At 64.5% G+C, this 18,425-nt stretch carries 18 protein-coding genes and 1 pseudogene; 8 read left to right on the top strand and 11 right to left on the bottom strand.

Annotation, left to right across the window (positions count from 1 at the left end; translation table 11 throughout):
* Positions 1-109 precede the first annotated feature (109 nt).
* From mltG to RX329_RS25780, 7 genes are all read right to left on the bottom strand, one after another.
* The gene (mltG, locus tag RX329_RS25750) at positions 110-1,384 is read right to left on the bottom strand and encodes an endolytic transglycosylase MltG (protein ID WP_085362176.1); all 1,275 of its coding nucleotides are present in this window, start codon (positions 1,382-1,384) and stop codon (positions 110-112) included.
* A 125-nt stretch (positions 1,385-1,509) separates the two neighbouring features.
* A complete protein-coding gene (gene fabF / locus RX329_RS25755) occupies positions 1,510-2,775 on the bottom strand; it encodes a beta-ketoacyl-ACP synthase II (RefSeq protein WP_085352911.1) in 1,266 nt (421 codons plus the stop codon).
* Between the two features lie 108 nt (positions 2,776-2,883).
* Positions 2,884-3,123, bottom strand: a complete 240-nt coding sequence (locus tag RX329_RS25760) for an acyl carrier protein (protein WP_006020277.1) — start codon at positions 3,121-3,123, stop codon at positions 2,884-2,886.
* 307 nt (positions 3,124-3,430) lie between these two features.
* Complete coding sequence (fabG, locus tag RX329_RS25765) at positions 3,431-4,168, bottom strand: 3-oxoacyl-[acyl-carrier-protein] reductase (protein ID WP_026233737.1); 738 nt, start codon at positions 4,166-4,168, stop codon at positions 3,431-3,433.
* 102 nt (positions 4,169-4,270) lie between these two features.
* On the bottom strand, positions 4,271-5,230 hold the full coding sequence (fabD, locus tag RX329_RS25770; RefSeq protein ID WP_026233738.1) for an ACP S-malonyltransferase: 960 nt from the start codon (positions 5,228-5,230) through the stop codon (positions 4,271-4,273).
* A 185-nt stretch (positions 5,231-5,415) separates the two neighbouring features.
* Entirely contained in the window at positions 5,416-6,441 is a 1,026-nt protein-coding gene (locus RX329_RS25775; RefSeq protein WP_018459119.1) for a fatty acid desaturase family protein, read from the bottom strand.
* A gap of 3 nt (positions 6,442-6,444) precedes the next feature.
* A complete protein-coding gene (locus RX329_RS25780) occupies positions 6,445-7,149 on the bottom strand; it encodes a TetR/AcrR family transcriptional regulator C-terminal domain-containing protein (RefSeq protein ID WP_085352910.1) in 705 nt (234 codons plus the stop codon).
* Positions 7,150-7,492: 343 nt separating this feature from the next.
* Here RX329_RS25780 and rpsF point away from each other — a divergent pair, with 343 nt between their 5' ends.
* The 4 genes from rpsF to rplI all read left to right on the top strand — a co-directional run bounded on the left by rpsF (position 7,493) and on the right by rplI (position 10,029).
* Positions 7,493-8,008 carry a 30S ribosomal protein S6 gene (rpsF, locus tag RX329_RS25785; protein WP_085352909.1) on the top strand — a complete coding sequence of 172 codons (516 nt, stop codon included), beginning with the start codon at positions 7,493-7,495 and terminating at the stop codon, positions 8,006-8,008.
* Positions 8,009-8,013: 5 nt separating this feature from the next.
* Positions 8,014-8,253: a 30S ribosomal protein S18 gene (gene rpsR / locus RX329_RS25790; RefSeq protein WP_007592020.1), complete on the top strand. Its 240-nt coding sequence runs from the start codon at positions 8,014-8,016 to the stop codon at positions 8,251-8,253.
* 129 nt (positions 8,254-8,382) lie between these two features.
* Positions 8,383-9,360 carry a hypothetical protein gene (locus tag RX329_RS25795; protein ID WP_085352908.1) on the top strand — a complete coding sequence of 326 codons (978 nt, stop codon included), beginning with the start codon at positions 8,383-8,385 and terminating at the stop codon, positions 9,358-9,360.
* A gap of 63 nt (positions 9,361-9,423) precedes the next feature.
* Positions 9,424-10,029 carry a 50S ribosomal protein L9 gene (rplI, locus tag RX329_RS25800; RefSeq protein WP_085352907.1) on the top strand — a complete coding sequence of 202 codons (606 nt, stop codon included), beginning with the start codon at positions 9,424-9,426 and terminating at the stop codon, positions 10,027-10,029.
* A gap of 37 nt (positions 10,030-10,066) precedes the next feature.
* Here the strand turns inward: rplI and RX329_RS25805 are convergent.
* Positions 10,067-10,305, bottom strand: a pseudogene (locus RX329_RS25805) (PaaI family thioesterase); the annotation flags it as partial.
* A gap of 26 nt (positions 10,306-10,331) precedes the next feature.
* Positions 10,332-11,360 (bottom strand): hypothetical protein, encoded by a 1,029-nt coding sequence (locus RX329_RS25810; RefSeq protein ID WP_085384885.1) that lies wholly within the window; start codon positions 11,358-11,360, stop codon positions 10,332-10,334.
* A gap of 281 nt (positions 11,361-11,641) precedes the next feature.
* On the opposite strand from RX329_RS25810, the gene RX329_RS25815 reads away from it, so the two are divergent.
* From RX329_RS25815 to alr, 3 genes are all read left to right on the top strand, one after another.
* Positions 11,642-12,892: an SAM-dependent methyltransferase gene (locus RX329_RS25815; protein WP_018459125.1), complete on the top strand. Its 1,251-nt coding sequence runs from the start codon at positions 11,642-11,644 to the stop codon at positions 12,890-12,892.
* A 756-nt stretch (positions 12,893-13,648) separates the two neighbouring features.
* Positions 13,649-15,157, top strand: a complete 1,509-nt coding sequence (locus RX329_RS25820; RefSeq protein WP_018459126.1) for a replicative DNA helicase — start codon at positions 13,649-13,651, stop codon at positions 15,155-15,157.
* A gap of 51 nt (positions 15,158-15,208) precedes the next feature.
* Positions 15,209-16,489, top strand: a complete 1,281-nt coding sequence (gene alr / locus RX329_RS25825; protein ID WP_085384878.1) for an alanine racemase — start codon at positions 15,209-15,211, stop codon at positions 16,487-16,489.
* Positions 16,490-16,501: 12 nt separating this feature from the next.
* Here the strand turns inward: alr and RX329_RS25830 are convergent, their stop codons facing one another.
* Positions 16,502-16,720 (bottom strand): hypothetical protein, encoded by a 219-nt coding sequence (locus RX329_RS25830; protein ID WP_085352903.1) that lies wholly within the window; start codon positions 16,718-16,720, stop codon positions 16,502-16,504.
* 40 nt (positions 16,721-16,760) lie between these two features.
* On the opposite strand from RX329_RS25830, the gene RX329_RS25835 reads away from it, so the two are divergent.
* Positions 16,761-17,531, top strand: coding sequence for an exodeoxyribonuclease III (locus tag RX329_RS25835; RefSeq protein ID WP_018459129.1), 771 nt, complete (start codon positions 16,761-16,763; stop codon positions 17,529-17,531).
* Between the two features lies 1 nt (position 17,532).
* Here RX329_RS25835 and RX329_RS25840 read toward each other — a convergent pair whose 3' ends face one another.
* The gene (locus tag RX329_RS25840) at positions 17,533-18,348 is read right to left on the bottom strand and encodes a DUF4886 domain-containing protein (RefSeq protein WP_018459130.1); all 816 of its coding nucleotides are present in this window, start codon (positions 18,346-18,348) and stop codon (positions 17,533-17,535) included.
* Positions 18,349-18,425: the final 77 nt, after the last annotated feature.

Raw genomic sequence — 18,425 nt, forward strand, 5'->3', positions numbered from 1 at the left:
TTCTCCAGAAGCACGGGATTCGCGCGGCCATCAAGCCACGCGAATCTTAAGACTATTTTGCAGGAAAATGTAATCCGCAAAGTCCCGCGGGGCAGGTCTACGCGCAGGCCTAGCGCTGCACCACCGGGGGCGAGGCCTGCACCGCGCCTTGTCGGGCCGGCGGCGGACCCGCGGGGCGAGCGGCCGGCGGCTTCTTCTGCTGGCTGGGGCGTGCCGGCGTCGTCGCCGTCGGCGTATCGGCGGCGCCGGGCGCGGCGCCGGCCGGCGGCTGCGCGTCCTCGGCCGGCTCGACCGTGTCGTTCTGGATCTGCTTTTCCATGGCGCGCAGCTTGGCGACGTTCTTCTGGTGCGCGTCGTAGGTCTCGGTAAAGGAATGCCCGCCGGTACCATCCGCGACGAAATAGAGGTCGCGGGTACGGGCCGGGTTGGCGGCAGCCTCGAGCGAGGCGCGGCCGGGGTTGGAGATCGGGCCCGGCGGCAGGCCCTCGATGACATAGGTGTTGTAGGGCGAAGGCTGCGTGATCTCGCTGCGCTTGATCGGACGGCCGAGCGTGCCCTTGCCGCCGACGAGGCCATAGATGATCGTGGGATCGGACTGCAGCTTGATCCTCTGCTTCAGGCGATTGACGAACACCGCGGCGACACGGCTGCGCTCGTCAGGCTTGCCGGTCTCTTTCTCGACGATCGAGGCCAGCGTCACCAGTTGCTCCGGACTCTTGACCGGAATGTCCTGATTGCGGCGCTCCCAGATCTCGGTCAGCACGCGCTTGTGCGCCTGCTGCATGCGCTGGATCACCTGATCGCGCGGGGTGCCGCGCGGGAACTTGTAGGTCTCGGGCAGCAGCGTGCCTTCGCGCGGCAGCTCACGCACGCTGCCGGTGAAGATGTCGTTGTCGGACAGGCGCGCCACGATCTGCTCGGAGGTGAGGCCCTCCGGAATCGTCACGGCATGCTGCACCACCTTGCCCTCGACGATTGTGGCAATGACGTCGCGCAAGGACGCGTTCTTCTGGAACGAGTATTCACCGGGCTTGAGGTCCGAGCTCGCCTTCAACGCAGCGACGCTGGCAATGAACGCCCACGGATTGACGTCGGTCACGCCTTCCCGGTTCAGCGTCTCGGCGATGTCGCGCTTGCCGGCGCGCTGCGGGATATTGACGATCTTGTCTTCCTTCAGCGGTCCCGGCGCCTCGAGCACCTGCCGGCCGTAATAGTACACGCCGCCCGCACCGATCATTGCAATCAGCAGCAGGGTGATGATGGCGTTGCCGACGATCACGAACGGATTGCGCGCGCGGTCCGATCGCTTCGGCGGCGGCGGGACCTGCTCGGGCTCGAGCGCTGCCCGCGGGCTCCGGGGCGAAATGGGCGGCCTTTCACTCATCGAAGCAACCTGAATCCTGCCGGTTCAAATGCGACCCGACAATCGCTTGTCTGGCCAAGTACACGCGCCCACTTGTATGACTATCGCCGAATACGGCAAAACGGTGGATTCGTCGCAAACACAAACTATTGGACCGGACGCCGGAAGATCACCGACGCGTTGGTACCGCCAAAACCGAAAGAATTCGACAACGCGACGTTGACCTCGCGCTTCTTCGCCTTGTGCGGCACGAGATCGATCGCAGTCTCGACCGATGGATTGTCCAAGTTGATGGTCGGTGGCACGACATTATCGCGAATCGCGAGAATGGCGAAGATCGCCTCGATCGCGCCAGCCGCACCCAGAAGGTGACCGGTCGACGATTTGGTCGAGGACATCGCGACCTTGGAAGCGGCATTGCCGAGCAGACGTTCGACCGCACCGAGCTCGATCTCGTCACCGAGCGGTGTCGAGGTGCCGTGCGCATTGATGTAGTCGAGATCGGACGCGGTGAGGCCGGCGCGCTTGAGCGCTGCCGTCATGCTGCGGAAGCCACCGTCGCCGTCGGGTGACGGCGAGGTGATGTGGTAGGCATCGCCCGAGAGACCGTAGCCGATCACCTCGGCATAGATCTTCGCGCCGCGGCGCTCGGCGTGTTCGAGCTCTTCCAGGACCAGAACGCCGGCGCCCTCGCCCATCACGAAGCCGTCCCGGTCCTTGTCGTAAGGACGCGAGGCCTTCTCAGGCGTTTCGTTGAAGGCTGTCGAGAGCGCACGCGCGGCGTTGAAGCCGGCAATGCCGATGCGGCCGATCGGCGATTCCGCGCCGCCCGCAACCATGACGTCGGCATCGCCGAGCGCGATCAGGCGGGCGGCATCGCCGACCGCGTGAGCGCCGGTCGAGCAGGCCGTGACCACCGAATGGTTCGGCCCCTTCAGCCCATGCTTGATCGAGACATAACCGGAGGCGAGATTGATCAGGCGGCCCGGAATGAAGAACGGCGAGACCCGGCGCGGCCCGCGTTCCTTCAGCAGGACCGCAGTCTCGGCGATACCGTTGAGGCCGCCGATGCCGGATCCAATCATGGTGCCGGTGGCGCATTTATCCTCTTCGGTCTCGGGATGCCAGTTGGCATCGTCGAGCGCCTGGCCGGCTGCGGCCATGCCGAAGATGATGAAGTCGTCGACCTTGCGCTGGTCCTTCGGCTCCATCCAGATGTCGGGATTGAAAGTGTCGTTGGTGCCGTCGCCGCGCAAGACCGTGCAGCCGATCTTGGTCTGAAGATCGGAGACATCGAAGCTCTCGATTTTGCGTGCGCCGCTTTCGCCGTCGAGGATGCGCTTCCAGGTCGGCTCGACTCCGCAGCCGAGTGGCGAAACCATGCCAAGACCCGTAACGACAACCCGCCTCATGTCCGAAAACTCCGCATCGAAAGATTCACGGCCAATAACAAGAAACCGGCTGACCGCTGTTGGGCGGTCCGTCCGGTTTCAATGTTGTCCCCGCGAAAATGAAGAGCGTTAGCTCTTCGCGTTCTTCTCGAGAAACTTGGTGGCGTCGCCGACGGTGAGAATCGTTTCCGCGGCATCGTCCGGAATCTCGCAACCGAATTCCTCTTCGAACGCCATCACCAGCTCGACGGTGTCCAGACTGTCGGCGCCGAGGTCGTCGATGAAGCTCGCAGCGTCGACAACCTTCTCGGGTTCAACACCAAGGTGTTCGACCACGATCTTCTTAACCCGCTCGCCAATCTCACTCATTGCATAACCTCGTGTTGTTCCCTGTAGACCCGACCCCCCGGGACGATACGAGCCGTCGTGGTCGTTGACTGCCTTCGCTTACGAACTTTGATCTGGCCCCATCCTAACCGATGCAGGCCCGGCGAATGACGGCCAAGGCTCCGCATCGCCAATATACAGGGTTTCAAAAACCTGCAATGGCGTTCTTTGCCCATCCGTTGAAGGTCCGGTTATCATACTTCAATTGCGTTGACTACAAGCCTCATTTCGCTCCGGAAACGGCCGTTTGCCGCATTCGGCTGCCCAAGGGGCGGTGCGGCATGAGGCGTCAGATCATGGCCATGCCGCCGTTGACGTGGATGGTTTGGCCGGTGACATAGGCCGCTTCGTTCGAACTCAGGTAGACGGCGGCCGCCGCGATGTCCTCTGGCGTCCCCAGGCGATTGGCCGGAACCTTGGTCAGAATCGTTTCGCGCTGCTTGTCGTTGAGCGCATCGGTCATCGGGGTCTTGATGAAGCCGGGAGCGATGCAGTTCGCGGTGACGCCGCGCTTGGCGTATTCGGCACCCAGCGTCTTGATCATCCCGATCAGGCCTGCCTTCGACGCAGTATAATTGCCCTGCCCCGGGTTGCCGGTGACGCCGACCACCGAAGTGATGGCGATGATGCGGCCGAAGCGCTTGCGCATCATCAATTTGGTTGCGGCGCGGGCAAGCCGGAAGGTCGAGGTCAAATTGATGTTGATGACCTCCTCCCAGTCTTCGTCACGGAGCTGCACGAAGAGATTGTCGCGCGTGATGCCGGCATTGGCGACGAGGATGTCGACCTGTCCCATCGCCGCCTCCGCACCGGGCACCAGCGCTTCGACCTCCTCGACTTTGGAGAGATTGCAGGGCAGCACATGGGTGCGCTCGCCGAGCTTGCCTGCAAGCTCATCCAGCACTTCCTTGCGCGTCCCCGATATCGCGACGGTGGCGCCCTGCGCGTGCAGCGCCTGCGCGATCGCGCCGCCGATGCCGCCGGTTGCGCCGGTGACGAGCGCCTTTTTGCCAGTCAGATCGAACATCGATAACTCCTCCAAGGCATGATCCGGAAACGCGCGCAGCGGTTTTCCGAAAGGGTCGTGCGTCAACTGTAGAACTCGCGCGCGACGACGAATTATCGCGCTTCAGGCCTGCTTGGCAGCAGCCAATGCATCTTTGGCAGCAGCAATGTCGTTGGGACCGCCGACCGCAACGCCGACGGCACCGTCTGCGATACGCTTGACCAGGCCCGTCAGCACCTTGCCGGCACCGATCTCAAAGAAACGGGTGACGCCCTGCCCCGCCATATAGGCAACCGACTCGCGCCACCGCACAGTGCCGGTGACCTGCTCGACCAGGCGCCGGCGGATCTCGTCGGGATCGGTGATCGCGCTCGCCAGCACATTCGACACCAGCGGGGCGGCCGGCGCCTTGATCGTGACCCCGGCCAGCGCCTCCGCCATTGCGTCGGCAGCCGGCTGCATCAGTTTGCAATGGAACGGTGCGGACACCGGCAGCAGCATTGCTCGCTTAGCGCCCTTGGTTTTGGCGATCTCGACGGCGCGATCGACCGCAGCCTTGTCGCCGGAGACGACCACTTGCCCGCCGCCATTGTCGTTGGCGGCTTGGCAGACCTCTCCCTGAGCGGCCTCCTCCGCCACCGCCACGGCGGCCTCGTAGTCGAGGCCGAGCAGAGCGGCCATCGCACCGACGCCGACCGGCACAGCTTTTTGCATTGCGAGACCGCGGATGCGAAGCAGCCGCGCCGTGTCGGAAATCGTCAGGCTGTCGGCCGCGGCCAGCGCCGAATATTCGCCGAGCGAGTGGCCGGCGACGAAGGCCGCATCCCGCCGCACGGAAAACCCGGCTTCGGCCTCCAGCACCCGCAGGGTGGCGATAGACACCGCCATCAGGGCCGGCTGGGCGTTTTGGGTGAGCTGGAGGGTTTCAGCCGGACCATCCCAGATGGTCGCCGTCAGCTTCTCCCCCAGCGCGGCATCGACCTCGTCGAACACGGCGCGCGCCACCGGAAAGGCATCGGCCAGGGCCTTGCCCATGCCGACCGCCTGGGAACCCTGCCCCGGAAATGTGAATGCTGCCGTCATCGGCGCTCCCTGCTTGTCGGGCGTGATCCCTGCGAGAACCGGCAGCCGATGGCGCGGCCTTAGGCCATGGTTCCGGATCAAGCTCCAAAGGGGGCCGTAGACACTGTCCGGGGCCGGAATGTCAAGCCAAGATGGGAACTTCGATCAGCCTTCGACTGGCAGCCTTCAACCGGAGTGACGGGTTCCTAGAATCCGCCAGCCGTCTGGTTGGCATCGACCTCGGACCCCGCCTGCGCACGGCGCGCGCTGTTGACCAATTGCCCCGGCCGGTCATCGCGGTTCGGCTTCGCGGTCGCAAGCCGCAGCACGGCGGCGTAACTCGGTTGCACCTCCATCCGGCCCGCATGCCGGCTCTCACTCAGCAAGCGGTGCACCTTCGGCAGATTGTAGCAGGGCACGTAGAACAAGAGATGATGTTCGAGGTGGTAGTTCACGTAGTACGGCGCGATGAACAAGCGCTCGAGGAAATTGGCATAGGTGGTGCGGGTATTGCGCAGGGGATCGCTGCTGTCAGGTACGACCGCGTGCTCTGCGATGTTGCGGATGCGGGTGATGACCATCATCCAGGTCAGGAGCGGCACCAGCCATAGCAGCGGATAGGCCCACCACACGCCGGCCGCCGTGAGCGCTGCGAACATCGCGCCATTGACCAGACATTGCGGGCCAAGCTTCTCCCACAAATGCGCCGCGCGCTGCCGCGATGGCCAGTCCTTCGGCCCGAGCGCGTTGAGCAATTGCGCCTTGCGCTGCTGGTAGCCGGTCTGCCCGGTGAGGTCGCGAATGAACTTGCGGCGATAGCTCAGCTTCGTGATCGGAAACGGCGCCGATAGCACGAGATCGGGATCGTCCTCCTGCTGGGTGCGCGCATGGTGCTGAAGGTGATAGCGCCGATAGCTGCGCGTCTCCGCAAACAGAGGATAGGCGCAGAACCACTGGCTTAGGGTCAGATTGGTCTTCTCGTCGGGGGACAGGCAGCCATGCGCGCCGTCATGCATGAGGATCGCGAGCCCGAGCTGGCGCGAGCCGATGATGGCAACGGCGAGCACATAAGTGATCGGATTGGGCCACCACGCGACCAAGGCGATTGCCGCGATGATGAGCGCCCAGGCGTGCGCGATCAGCGCGACGCCTTTCCAGGTCACGCGCCGGCGCACGTCGGCAAGTTGCTCGTCGGTCAGGAAATCGCGGGCACGCATGCGAAGCGCAGTCATGGCCTAATCCTCCTCATTCGAATTGCTCGATGCGTCGCGCGCGTCGACGAGGCGCAGCCGCGCAGTGTCATCAGAGGATTTCGCCTGTTCGCCCAGCACGCGCAGCATCTCGGCGCACAGCGCCTCGGGCGAACGGCCCATGGCGTAGCCCTCAAGGATGACGCCGATGGCGACGGCCCAGAACCGCCGCGAACTCTCGTCGGGCGCGCGCAGGGAGCGCCAGCCGTGCCGCGCGACCTGGCGCGCATAGGCCCGCGCACCTTCACTGTGCAGGCGCTCGATGGTGCGCTCGACCAGCGGCGCGAGATCCTGGCGCCGCCGCGTCAGCGTCAGCGCCTCGGCGAAGAAGGCCACCGAATCGCTCGTCGTCACGGTCTCGGCCAGCGCGTGGGTATAATCCCGCGGCGCGCGCGCCTTCAGCGCCGCCTGCTCGGTCGCCCGCGCCAGATACAGCAGCTCGCGACAGGCGCATTCGACGAACAGCGCCTCCTTGGTACGGAAATAATAGGTGATCTGGCTCGGGAACGCGTTCGCAGCGGCCGCGATGTCGGTGATCGCCGTACCCGACAGCCCCCGCTCCCGAAACAGCGGGCTCGCGGCATCAAGCAGCAGCGAGCGCATTTTGCGGCCGGCCGACCGCGTGGCGCGGGCAGCGTGTTTGGGATCGCCTGCCTCCTTGAGGGGCTCGTGGGCCGGCTTTTCTGCCATTGGAGTTCGCTCCGGTTGATTTATTTGTATGATATACAAACAAATAAATCAAGCCGGTATGATGGTCGGCGGCGGATCCGGCCGCCCGCATTGCGATCCCCGCGCCGAAACGGCGCCTGCAACCTTGCCAAGTCAGCCGAAATCCGTATAAGGCGCCCATCCGCAGACCCCGGCCGGGAGCTGAACGGACGGTCTCAGCAAATCATTCGTGATTTTGGTGTGGCAGGGCCAGTCGGCCCGTCGTCCCGTGTTTCCGCCTTCTGAGCTTAATCCCAGAGTCCTTTCCGAAGGCCTCTTAAGGGCTTGACGCCGGGCGATGCGCCAACATGAGGAAAGGACTTCCATGGCTCTCTATGAGCATGTTTTTCTCGCGCGCCAAGACGCGAGCACGCAGCAGGTCGAAGAGCTGACTGCGCAGATGACCGGCATCGTCGAAGGTCTCGGCGGCAAGGTCACCAAGACCGAGAATTGGGGCGTACGCTCCCTCACCTACCGCATGAACAAGAACCGCAAGGCGCATTTCGTGCTGCTCAACATCGACGCGCCGTCCGCGGCGATCGCCGAGATCGAGCGCCAGGAGCGCATCAGCGAAGACGTGATCCGCTATCTCAGCGTCCGCGTCGAGGAGCTCGAGGAAGGCCCGTCCGCGATGATGCGCAAGGCCGACCGTGACCGCGAGCGTGACGACCGTGGCGGCGGCTTCCGTGGCGATCGCGAAGGCGGTGGCTTCCGTGGCGACCGCGAGGGTGGTTTCCGTGGCGGCGATCGTGAAGGCGGCGGCTTCCGCGGTGACCGCGGTCCGCGCCGTCCGCGTGAAGACGCTGAAACCACCACCACCACCACGACGGATGGGGAGTAAGAACAATGGCTGAAGCTGGTGCACGCCGCCCGTTTTTCCGTCGCCGCAAGAGCTGCCCGTTCACGGGCGCGAATGCTCCGAAGATCGACTACAAGGACTCCAAGCTGCTGATGCGTTACGTCTCCGAGCGCGGCAAGATCGTGCCGAGCCGCATCACCGCGGTGTCCGCGAAGAAGCAGCGTGAGCTTGCCCGCGCCATCAAGCGCGCGCGGTTCCTGGGCCTGTTGCCCTACGTCATTCGCTAAGACGAATTCGGCCGGCGGCGACATCGCCGCCGGCCGCACGACCTAGTTTCTCATAAGGCTTCCGGGTCGTCCGGTCGCCGATGGTTGGGGCGAGATGCCTCTAACCGCTCGAAGGGAGCGGGACAGCTGATGATGGCCTTTGGACTGATAGCTCTGATCGCCGGCGCTGCGTCGGCCCTGATGTTCGCCTCGATCATTTCGGGCGCGCTGATCTCGCTCGTCCTGTTCTATCTCGCACCGCTGCCGCTGATGGTCGCTTCGATCGGCTGGGGACCGCTTTGCGCGAGCCTCGGCGGCATCGCCGCCGCGCTTGGCCTCGGCGCCCTGTTCGGCCTGCCCTATTGCATCGCCTTCGCCCTCACCGTCGCATTGCCGGCCTGGTGGCTCGGCCATCTCGTCCTGCTCAGCCGGCCGGTCGGAGCCGCCGCGCCGGAGCCCGCCGCCGAGCCGCCCACCGAGCCTGCGCTGGAGTGGTATCCGGTCGGCCGTATCCTGCTGTGGATCGCGGGCTTCGCCACACTGACCACGATCGCCGCGCTGCTCACGATCGGCACCGACGCGGAGACCATCACCGGCACGCTGCGCCGTGGCTTGATGCGCCTCCTCCGCGCCGCCGACCCGCAGAGCTCCGGCGAGACCGACCAATTCGTCGGCGCACTGGTGCGTATCTTGCCGGCGGGTGCCACCATCGTTGCGATGATGACGCTGACCCTCAACCTCTGGCTCAGCACCAAGGTGACGGCGACGTCGGGCCGGTTGCGGCGCCCCTGGCCGGACCTGATGACCGCGGAGCTGCCGCCGATGACGCTCGTGGCGCTCTGCGTCGCGCTCGCCTTATGCTTCACCGGCGGACTGCTTGCGATCGCGGCGCAAATCGCGACGGCTGCGCTGATGATGGGGTACGCGCTGACCGGCTTTGCCGTGCTGCATACGCTGACGCTCGCGCTGAAGAGCCGCACCTTCTGGCTCGGCTCGACCTACGCCGTCGTCGTCGTGTTCGGATGGCCCGTCATCGCGATGGTGATCCTCGGCCTCGCCGATGCCGTGTTCGGCCTCCGCGAACGCTTCCTTCGCACGCGCCAGCCACCGCCGCTGCCGACCTCTTGAGTTCAAGTCCGAAAGTTCAAGTTCGAAATTCCACCTCACTCAACACATCAAAGGAGAACGAATATGGAAGTCATTTTGCTGGAACGCGTCAACAAGCTCGGTCACATGGGCGAAGTCGTGAAGGTTCGCGACGGCTATGCCCGCAATTTCCTGCTCAAGCGCGGCAAGGCGTTGCGCGCCACCACCGACAACCGTGCCAAGTACGACGGCATGAAGGCCGAGCTCGAGGCTCGCAACCTTGAGTCCAAGGGCGAGGCGTCCAAGGTCGCCGAGAAGATCCAGGGCAAGAACATCATCGTGATCCGTCAAGCTTCGGAAGCCGGTCAACTGTTCGGCTCGGTCAACGTGCGCGACATCGTCGTGGCGTTCGAAGCCGACGGCGTTTCGCTGTCCCGCCCGCAGGTTCAGCTCGATGCGCCGATCAAGACCATCGGCAAGCACACCATCACGGTCGCCATCCACCCCGAGGTCGAGGTCGAGATCAGTGTCACCGTGGCGCGCAGCCAGGACGAGGCCGAGCGCATCAACCGCGGCGAGGACATCTCGAGCCGGAACGAAGACCGGGATGCTGCGGCCGAAGCGATCGCAGCCGCCGGCGAGTTCTTCGACCCGGAAGCCCTGCAGGACGACGCCGAGCCGGCGCCGGCCGCGGAAGAGACCGAGAAGTAAGCCTCGCGTTCGCGCAGGCTTTCGAAGCCCGGTCGCCTCAGGCGGCCGGGTTTTTCGTTGTGGCGGCACAATCCTCGCTCAGCATCGCGATCGACGCGAGCGCCGTCGCCGTATGGTCTCGACCCCGGCGCTGACGCAGAAAACGCCGGCTGCGGCGACGGAGACCTGACGGCCCGACTTGATCACCCTCGCCCGGCAGATCCGCTTCTCGCCGACCGCGGGCGACAGCAGATTGAGCTTGTAGCCAAAACGACGAAGGCCGCGCGAGAGCGCGGCCTTCGCATGTCTAAAAATGTGGTCGCCTATCGCGAAATCGGCGGCGTCGGCGGACCGGACGATTCGGCTGGCGCCGGTGGAGTCGCAGCGGTCGCGGGCGGCGCCGGTTCCTGCGACTTCGCTGGCGATTCGGCGCTCGCGGCGGGCTTGGGAGCAGCCTCTTCCGCCGCCTTGGGCGCAGCTGGCTCGGGGGGCTTCGCGGCGGACGGTGCGGCCGGCGTCACCTGCGGCACCGGATCGGGCCGCAACGCCGGAGCTTCGCTGCCGCGCGGCTCCACCTTGGCGCTTTCCGGCTTGGCCTCGGCGGGCTTGTCGGACGGCTTGCTGCCTTCGGGTTTGCTGCCTTCGGATTTAGCTTCGCCGGAATCCACCTTCGCAGTCTCGGGCTTTGTCTCAGGCTTGGACTCGACCTTCGGCTCGCTCTTCTTGTCGTCTGCCGTCGGCGCCGCGGCATCGACCTTCGGCGCCTCATCACTTCCCGGCTTGCCGCGCTTGCCGAGACGCTTGGCCTTGCGCCCTTCGGGGACAGCCTGGCCCTCGGGCTTCGCACCTTCCTTCGTTCCTTCTTCGGCCGGCCGCGCGGCGCGCTTCTGACGCGCGCCCTCGGCCGCGGGAGCGGCACCCTCGCCTTCCGGCTTGGCGGACTCCTGGGAACGTTGCCGGCGGCCCTGATGTTCAGGAGACTGCGCGGGATTGGTATTGGCTTCCTTGTCCTTATCCTTGGCGCCGTCCTTCTTGTCCTTGCCGTCCTTATGGCCGTCCTTCGCCTGGAAGCGGGTGTCGGTGGCCCCGTTGGAGACGAGGTAGGAGGCAAGCACGCCGGCCATGTCGGGGCTGGTCGTGTAATGCTGGCGCAGGAAGCCCGGCAAGGAGCCCGGCGCCACTGTTTTCAAAAGGCCGCGCGGGCTCTTGTGACATGCATTACAGGTCTGCGCGAAAAGCTGGGATGGGGCCTTGCCGGCCTCGAGGTTCGTCGCCTGCGCGAAAACGGTATCGGTCGCGCCGAAGCCGATCAGAAGCAAGATCGTCGCGAGGCTGAGCGCTCGGCTCGACATTCCCATCATCTCCATTGAATTCCGAGAGGTGCAGCCGGCAGGCGGCGCCGCGGCGGGTCACCTTTTATCCGATTGAGCCGCGAATGGAAGCAGGCACCGCGCGCAAGGATGTGATTAAGCGGTTTTGGAATATCCGCTTTGAGCACAGCGCAATAGCGGGCCCGGGACACCTCCCTAGATCTAGATGCAAGCGCATAGGAACCGCTGAGATGCCCGGGCGTAGGGTGTGAAAGGCCGGGTTAGTCGCATCTCTTCGGGTTCGCTCGAGAGGATGGGTGCCGATGGACCGATTGTTGCGTCAATTCCTGTCTCAATTCATCCGCCGCGGGTCGATGACGGTGACCACGGCGAAGGGCTCGAAGTTCACCGTCGGCGACGGCTCGGGCGAACCGGTCGCAGTCCGCTTCGTCACCGCGGACGCAGAGCGGAAGATCCTCGTCAATCCCGAGCTCGGGCTTGGCGAGGCCTATATGGACGGCGAGTTCATTGTCGAGCATGGCACCATAGCTGATGCTCTCGCGATCCTGCTCGGTCAACCCGACCTGTTGCCGCACTGGGCAAAACCCTGGTGGCACCTGCGCTATCTGGTGCGGCACCTGAAGCAGTTCAATCCGCGCCCGCGATCCCGCCGCAACGTCGCACATCATTACGATCTCGATGCGAGGCTCTATTCGCTCTTCCTCGACGCCGACAAGCAATATAGCTGCGCCTATTTCGAGACGCCGGAGAGCACGCTCGACGATGCACAGCTTGCCAAGAAACGGCACGTCGCCGCAAAGCTGCTCGTCAAGAGCGGCCAGCGCGTCCTCGACATCGGTTCGGGCTGGGGCGGACTTGGGCTCTATCTCGCCGAGATCGCAGGTGCTGACGTCACCGGCATAACGTTGTCGACCGAGCAGTTGCAGATCGCCAATGCGCGCGCAGCCGAAAAGGGCCTGACCGGATCGGCCAAATTCCTGCTTCAGGACTATCGCGACATCGCCGGTCCGTTCGACCGCATCGTCTCAGTCGGCATGCTGGAGCATGTCGGCGCCCGCTTCTACGACACCTACTTCCGGCGCTGCGCCGAGCTGCTGGATAAGGACGGCGTCATGTTGCTGCACTCGATCGGCCGTTCGCAGGGCCCGGACTCCACCAATCCCTGGATCGCCAAATACATCTTTCCCGGCGGCTACATCCCCGCCCTCTCGGAGGTGCTGCCGGCGATCGAGCGGGCGGGCTTGCTGGTCTGCGACATCGAGATTTTGCGCCTTCATTACGCCGAAACCCTGAAGGCATGGCGCGAGCGCTTCATGGCGCGACGCGAAGAAGCCGTGCAGCTGTATGACGAGCGCTTCGCGCTGATGTGGGAATTTTATCTAGCAGCCAGCGAGATGACGTTCCGCAAGCAGCATATGATGAACTTCCAGATTCAACTCACCCGCCGTCAGGGCGTCGTGCCGATGACGCGCAACTACATCGCGCGTGAAGAAGCCCGACTGCGGGCCGTCGAAGCCGGCGCCACGCCGAGGCTGAAGCTGGCTGGTGAATGAGTCCTAGTGGCGCAGGGTCGAAACCGGAGCGGACGGGGAAGAGGCCGTTAAGGCCAATTGCATCCGCAGCGCTTTCAGGATTTCAGGGGCGACCGGTTCCCGACGCACTTCCGGCCGCTCAGCGTGCTCCATGGCCGCGATCAGCCCCGACAGCCAAAGTCGGCTGCCTGCTTCGCTTCGCCAATTCCGGGGCTGCCGTTCTGGCCGCATCGCTTGCCTCGTTCCCTGGTGGCAGATCAGGAGACAACCCCCCGCCCGCTAACCTGTTCCGGCTGTACCCCCCGAAAGAATCCGGGGAGATGTGATCTGCTTCACAAAAGTCTCGTCAGCCCTGGCTTAGACCGTCGCCATGAGCAACGAGACCAAAACCTCATTCGACGTGCAGGACGACCTCCGCACCGATTACGCCCTGATCGCTACCGGCGTCGGGGCGGCCCTGGTTGCACTGGTCTACCTCCTGCTGGTCTGAACCGAGCCAAAAGCGCCTGGCCGTGGGTCATTCCCGCGCGTCTCGATGTGTCTGCCCGGCACCCCATCAGGTTCACTTCATCCGGCGTTTTCCGGGGTGCGTAACGACCGCATCTAGGCCGCGACCTGGTTCCACGAAATCCGTCAAGCGCGGCGCGTGCTGCGGCGGTCAATCATCCACCATTTTAATGATCGGTTGATAGCGGCGAGCTTTTGCTTCCGCTTTGGGCTGAGGCGGCGCTTTATCCCGGCCCCGCATCCGCCCCAGAAAATTGCTATCGCTCGACCATGGCCCTGACTGATTCGAACGTTCTCAAACTCGCGCCCGAAGCCGGAACCCCGGCCTATCGGAGCGCGCCGCATAACATCGAGGCGGAACAGAGCCTTCTGGGCGCGATCCTGGTCAACAACGACGCGTTTTACCGCGTCTCCGATTTTCTGGAGCCGAAGCATTATTTCGAGCCGCTGCACCAGACCATCTTCGAGACCGCCAGCAGCCTGATCCGGATGGGCAAGATCGCGACGCCCGTCACCCTGAAGACCTTCCTGCCCGCCGACACCGACATCGGCGGCATGACCATCGGGCAATATCTGGCGCGCCTCGCCGCCGAAGCGACGACCATCATCAATGCGCAGGATTATGGGCGCACCATCTACGATCTGGCATTGCGACGCGACCTGATCGGCATCGGCGAGGACATGGTCAATGTCGCCTATGACGCCCCGGTCGACTTCGCGCCGCGGGCGCAGATCGAGGACGCCGAGCGCCGCCTCTACGAACTCGCCGAATCCGGCCGCTATGACGGAGGCTTCCAGAAATTCTCGCAGGCGCTGACGCTTGCGGTCGATCTGGCCGCGAAAGCGTTCCAGCGCGACGGAAAGCTGTCGGGCATCTCGACGGGCCTGCGCGACCTCGACACCAAAATGGGCGGGTTGCAGCACTCCGACCTCATCATCGTCGCCGGCCGCCCCGGCATGGGCAAGACGTCGCTAGCGACCAACATCGCCTACAACGTCGCCCGGGCCTATGTTCCAGAACTCCAGGCCGACGGCACCATGAAGGCCGCCCATGGCGGCGTCATCGGCTTCTTCTCCTGCGAAATGTCGGCCGACCAGCTCGCCACGCGTATTGTGGCCGAGCGCACCGGCATCCCTTCCTCCTCGATCCGCCGCGGCGGCATCTCGGAGGCCGATTTCGAGAAGATCCGCGAGGTCTCGATCGAGCTGCAGTCGCTGCCCTTCTATGTCGACGAGACCGGCGGTCTCTCGATTGCGCAGCTCATGGCGCGCGCCCGCCGGCTGAAGCGGCAGAAGGGCCTCGACCTCATCGTCATCGACTACATCCAGCTCTTGTCGGGTTCGGGCAAGCGCAGCGAAAACCGCGTGCAGGAAATCACCGAGATCACGACCAGTCTGAAGGCGCTCGCCAAGGAACTCAGCGTGCCCGTGATTGCGCTTTCGCAGCTCTCGCGCCAGGTCGAATCGCGCGACGACAAGCGGCCACAGCTCTCGGATTTGCGCGAATCCGGCTCGATCGAGCAGGACGCCGACGTCGTGCTGTTCGTCTATCGCGAGGAATATTACCTCGGAAACAAGGAGCCGCGCCCGGGCACACCCGAGCACGAAAAATGGCGCCTGGACATGGATCTTGCGCACGGCAAGGCCGAAGTCATCATCGGCAAGCAGCGCCACGGCCCGACCGGCACCGTCGATCTGGCCTTCGAAGCGTCGGTCACCCGGTTCGGCGACCTTGCGCCGGACAGCCAGGTGCCGGACCGCGGCGGCGGCGACTACTGAGTTCCCTGGGTTGAACCTGACCGGCCTCTTGCGTAAAACGGCGCCATGACAATGGCGTCCGACCCGAAAATGATCCCGCAATCCGGCCTTCTCTCCGCGGAGGCCAATCAGGCTGCCGCGCTCGCGACCTTCGGCGGCGTGCTCACCGTCGATCTCGACGCCATCATCGCCAATTGGCGCAAGCTCGAGAAGACGGCGGTGCCGGCCGAATGCTCGGCGGTGATCAAGGCAGACGCCTATGGCTGCGGCGCCGAGCAAGTCGCGCGTGCCCTGAACAAGGCCGGCTGCAAGACCTTCTTCGTCGCCACCATCGGGGAAGCGCGCAAGGTGCGCGCGGCGGTGCCGGAGCCTGCGATCTACGTGCTCGGCGGCTATTTCCAGAACACCGGCGAGCACTACGCCCAGATCAACTGCCGCCCCGTGATCGGCGATCTCAACGAGCTCGCCGAATGGGACGTGTTCTGCCGCCGCACCGGCTGGACCGGTGGCGCCGCCATCCACATCGACACCGGCATGAATCGGCTCGGCCTGACGCTCGCGGAAGCGCATGCCATTATCCCCCGCATCAACGCCGGCGATCACGGCATTACGCTGGTGATGAGCCATCTGGTTTCGGCCGAGCAGCTCAACAACCCGGTGAATGCCAAGCAACTCGCGGCCTTCCGCGGCATCGCCAGCGAATTCTCCGGCGTGCCGGCGGCGCTCGCCAATTCGTCCGGCGTCTTCCTCGGCGCGCCCTTCCAGTTCGACATGGTGCGGCCGGGCGCCGCGCTTTACGGCGTCAACCCGACGCCGGAGGCTGACAATCCGATGCAGCCGGTGGTCGATCTCAAGGCCCGCATTGTGCAGATCCGCAATGTCGAGCGCGGCGAGAGCGTCGGCTATGGCGGCACCTGGACGGCACGGCGACCGACGAAACTCGCGATCATCGCGGTCGGTTATGCCGACGGCTATTTCCGCGCCGCAAGCTCCAATGACGGCACCCGCGGCGCCGAGGTCATCGTCGCCGGCAAGCGCTGTCCGGTCGCCGGTCGCGTTTCGATGGACCTGATCGCGATCGATATCACCGATCTGCCGCCGAATGCGGCGCGGCGCGGCCACATGGTGACGCTGCTCGGCGAGGGCATCACCGTCGACGAGCTCGCGCATCATTTCGGAACGATCGGCTACGAGGTGCTGACCAGCCTCGGCCGCCGCTACGCCCGCATCTACAAGGGCGGAAATGTGGTGGAGCCGCTGGCCAAGCCTGCTTCCGCGCAGGCGGTCGAGCAGCAGACGCCCGCTCCGCCATCGATCGAACAGCCCGCAAGCGCGCCGCCGCTGCCGGGCTGAGCGACTTGCCGCCTACTTCTTTTTCCTGCTGTCCAGCGCCGTCTTGCAGGTTGCGCTGAGCTTTTCGCGCTTGGCGTTGAGGCAGGCGACGATGCCGCCGCCCGGCGCAATGCCGGCGCAGAATTTGTCGTAGTCGGCCTTGCACGCGCCGCGCGGATCGGATGATTGTGCCGAGGCAACCCCGGAGAACGCAACGGCGACGGCGATGACGGCAAAGCTCAACTTGGACATTGTTTCTCCGGTAACGGAAGGCAGGAGCCGGTAGCTCTACATGAAGATCGCGACATTCAACATCAACAACATCAATCGCCGCCTGCCCAATCTGTTGGCATGGATGCGAACGGCGAAGCCAGATGTCGTCGCACTTCAGGAGTTGAAGGCAAGTGATGGCGAATTTCCGGCGACCGCGATCGAAAAGGCCGGTTACGGCGCAGTGTGGTGTGGACAGAAGACCTGGAACGGCGTCGCCATCCTGGCCCGCAATGCCGAGCCCATTCTCACCCGCGATCGCTTGCCGGGAAAACCTGCCGATCACGAAGCCCGCTACATCGAGGCCGCGGTACGCGGTGTCATCGTCACCAGCATCTACCTGCCGAACGGCAATCCGCAGCCGGGACCGAAATTCGACTACAAGCTCGACTGGTTCGCGCGGCTCAAGCGCCATGCCAGAACCTTGCTCAAGCAGGAGCTGCCCGTGGTGCTCGCCGGCGACTACAACGTTGCACCTGATGAGCTCGACATCTATCCGACGCGCTCGTGGGACAAGGATGCCTTGATCCAACCGAAGAGCCGTGCGGCCTTTGCCTCGCTGCTGGCACAAGGCTGGTGTGACGCGATCCGCGAACTGCACCCCGAGCAGCGCATCTACACCTTCTGGGATTACAAGCGAAACCGCTGGCCGCGAGATGCGGGCCTGCGGCTCGACCATGTCCTGCTCAGCCCTGCCCTCGTCTCACGCCTGGCAAAAGCCGGCGTGGACAAGAAGGTTCGCGGCGAAGAAGGCGCGAGCGACCACGCACCGGCGTGGGTCGTGCTGCGCTAGGTCAACGCCCGTAATACTCCTGCACCGTGTCCCACGCTGCTTTCTGCAGCAGCTCCACCGTCGGGCCGTCCAGTCCCATCGTGTAGGAATTGCCGACCGGCGAGCGGCCGGTCAGCGCGGCGAACGTCACGCAGGTCGCCAGATATGTGCCTGCGGGGCTCGGGTGCCGCTTGTCCGGCGCATACAGATTGAGCTCGGGCTGCAGCTTGCGCACGCGCGCGAAGGCAAAACCTGCGGGGATCACCAGCGCATCATTGGCATTGCCTGCGATTGTGTAGGCCTCGGCCAACGCTTCCGTCATCTCAGGCTTGTCGGCGTAAGCCCAGGACATGAACAAGACCGGCCGCATGCCGTTGGCGCGGACGATCTCGCTGTCCTTCTTTACGAAGGTCGTGAACGCGTCCTTCAATTGCGGATGGATGGGGCACTGGCTGCAATCCATCATCACGACGGCGTCGTACTGCCTGCCCGGCTTGTTGAAGACGACGTTGTTCTGCTCGTCGAACGAATAGGCGCCGAGGCCACCCGGCCGCAGCAGGTTGTCCATGTCATGCCAATCGAGGCCGGAACCGCCGATCGTCGCCATGGTGTTGCGATAGGCCGTCTTGTTTTCAGGGTCCGCAGCCCGCTCCATGAAGGAGAGATGCCCGGGCATGCCGTTGTTGTAATAGAAGAAGCTGTTGCCGACGAACAGCGCGGCCTTGGGGAAATCCGGTCCTGATGTCGTGACCTTGGGCCTGGTCTGCGCCTGCGCATTGAAGCCGGCTACAACGGCCAGACACATCGCGAGCATCACTCGCGCGAAAAGACGCATCATCGGCTTCCTCCCCTTTTTCTGTCGGGCCGGAAACAGATCAGCTTTTCAAGAGGGCCTCAAGAGCACGGACGAGCAGC

This window comes from Bradyrhizobium sp. BWC-3-1 (assembly GCF_032917965.1).
GTDB lineage: Bacteria > Pseudomonadota > Alphaproteobacteria > Rhizobiales > Xanthobacteraceae > Bradyrhizobium > Bradyrhizobium canariense_D.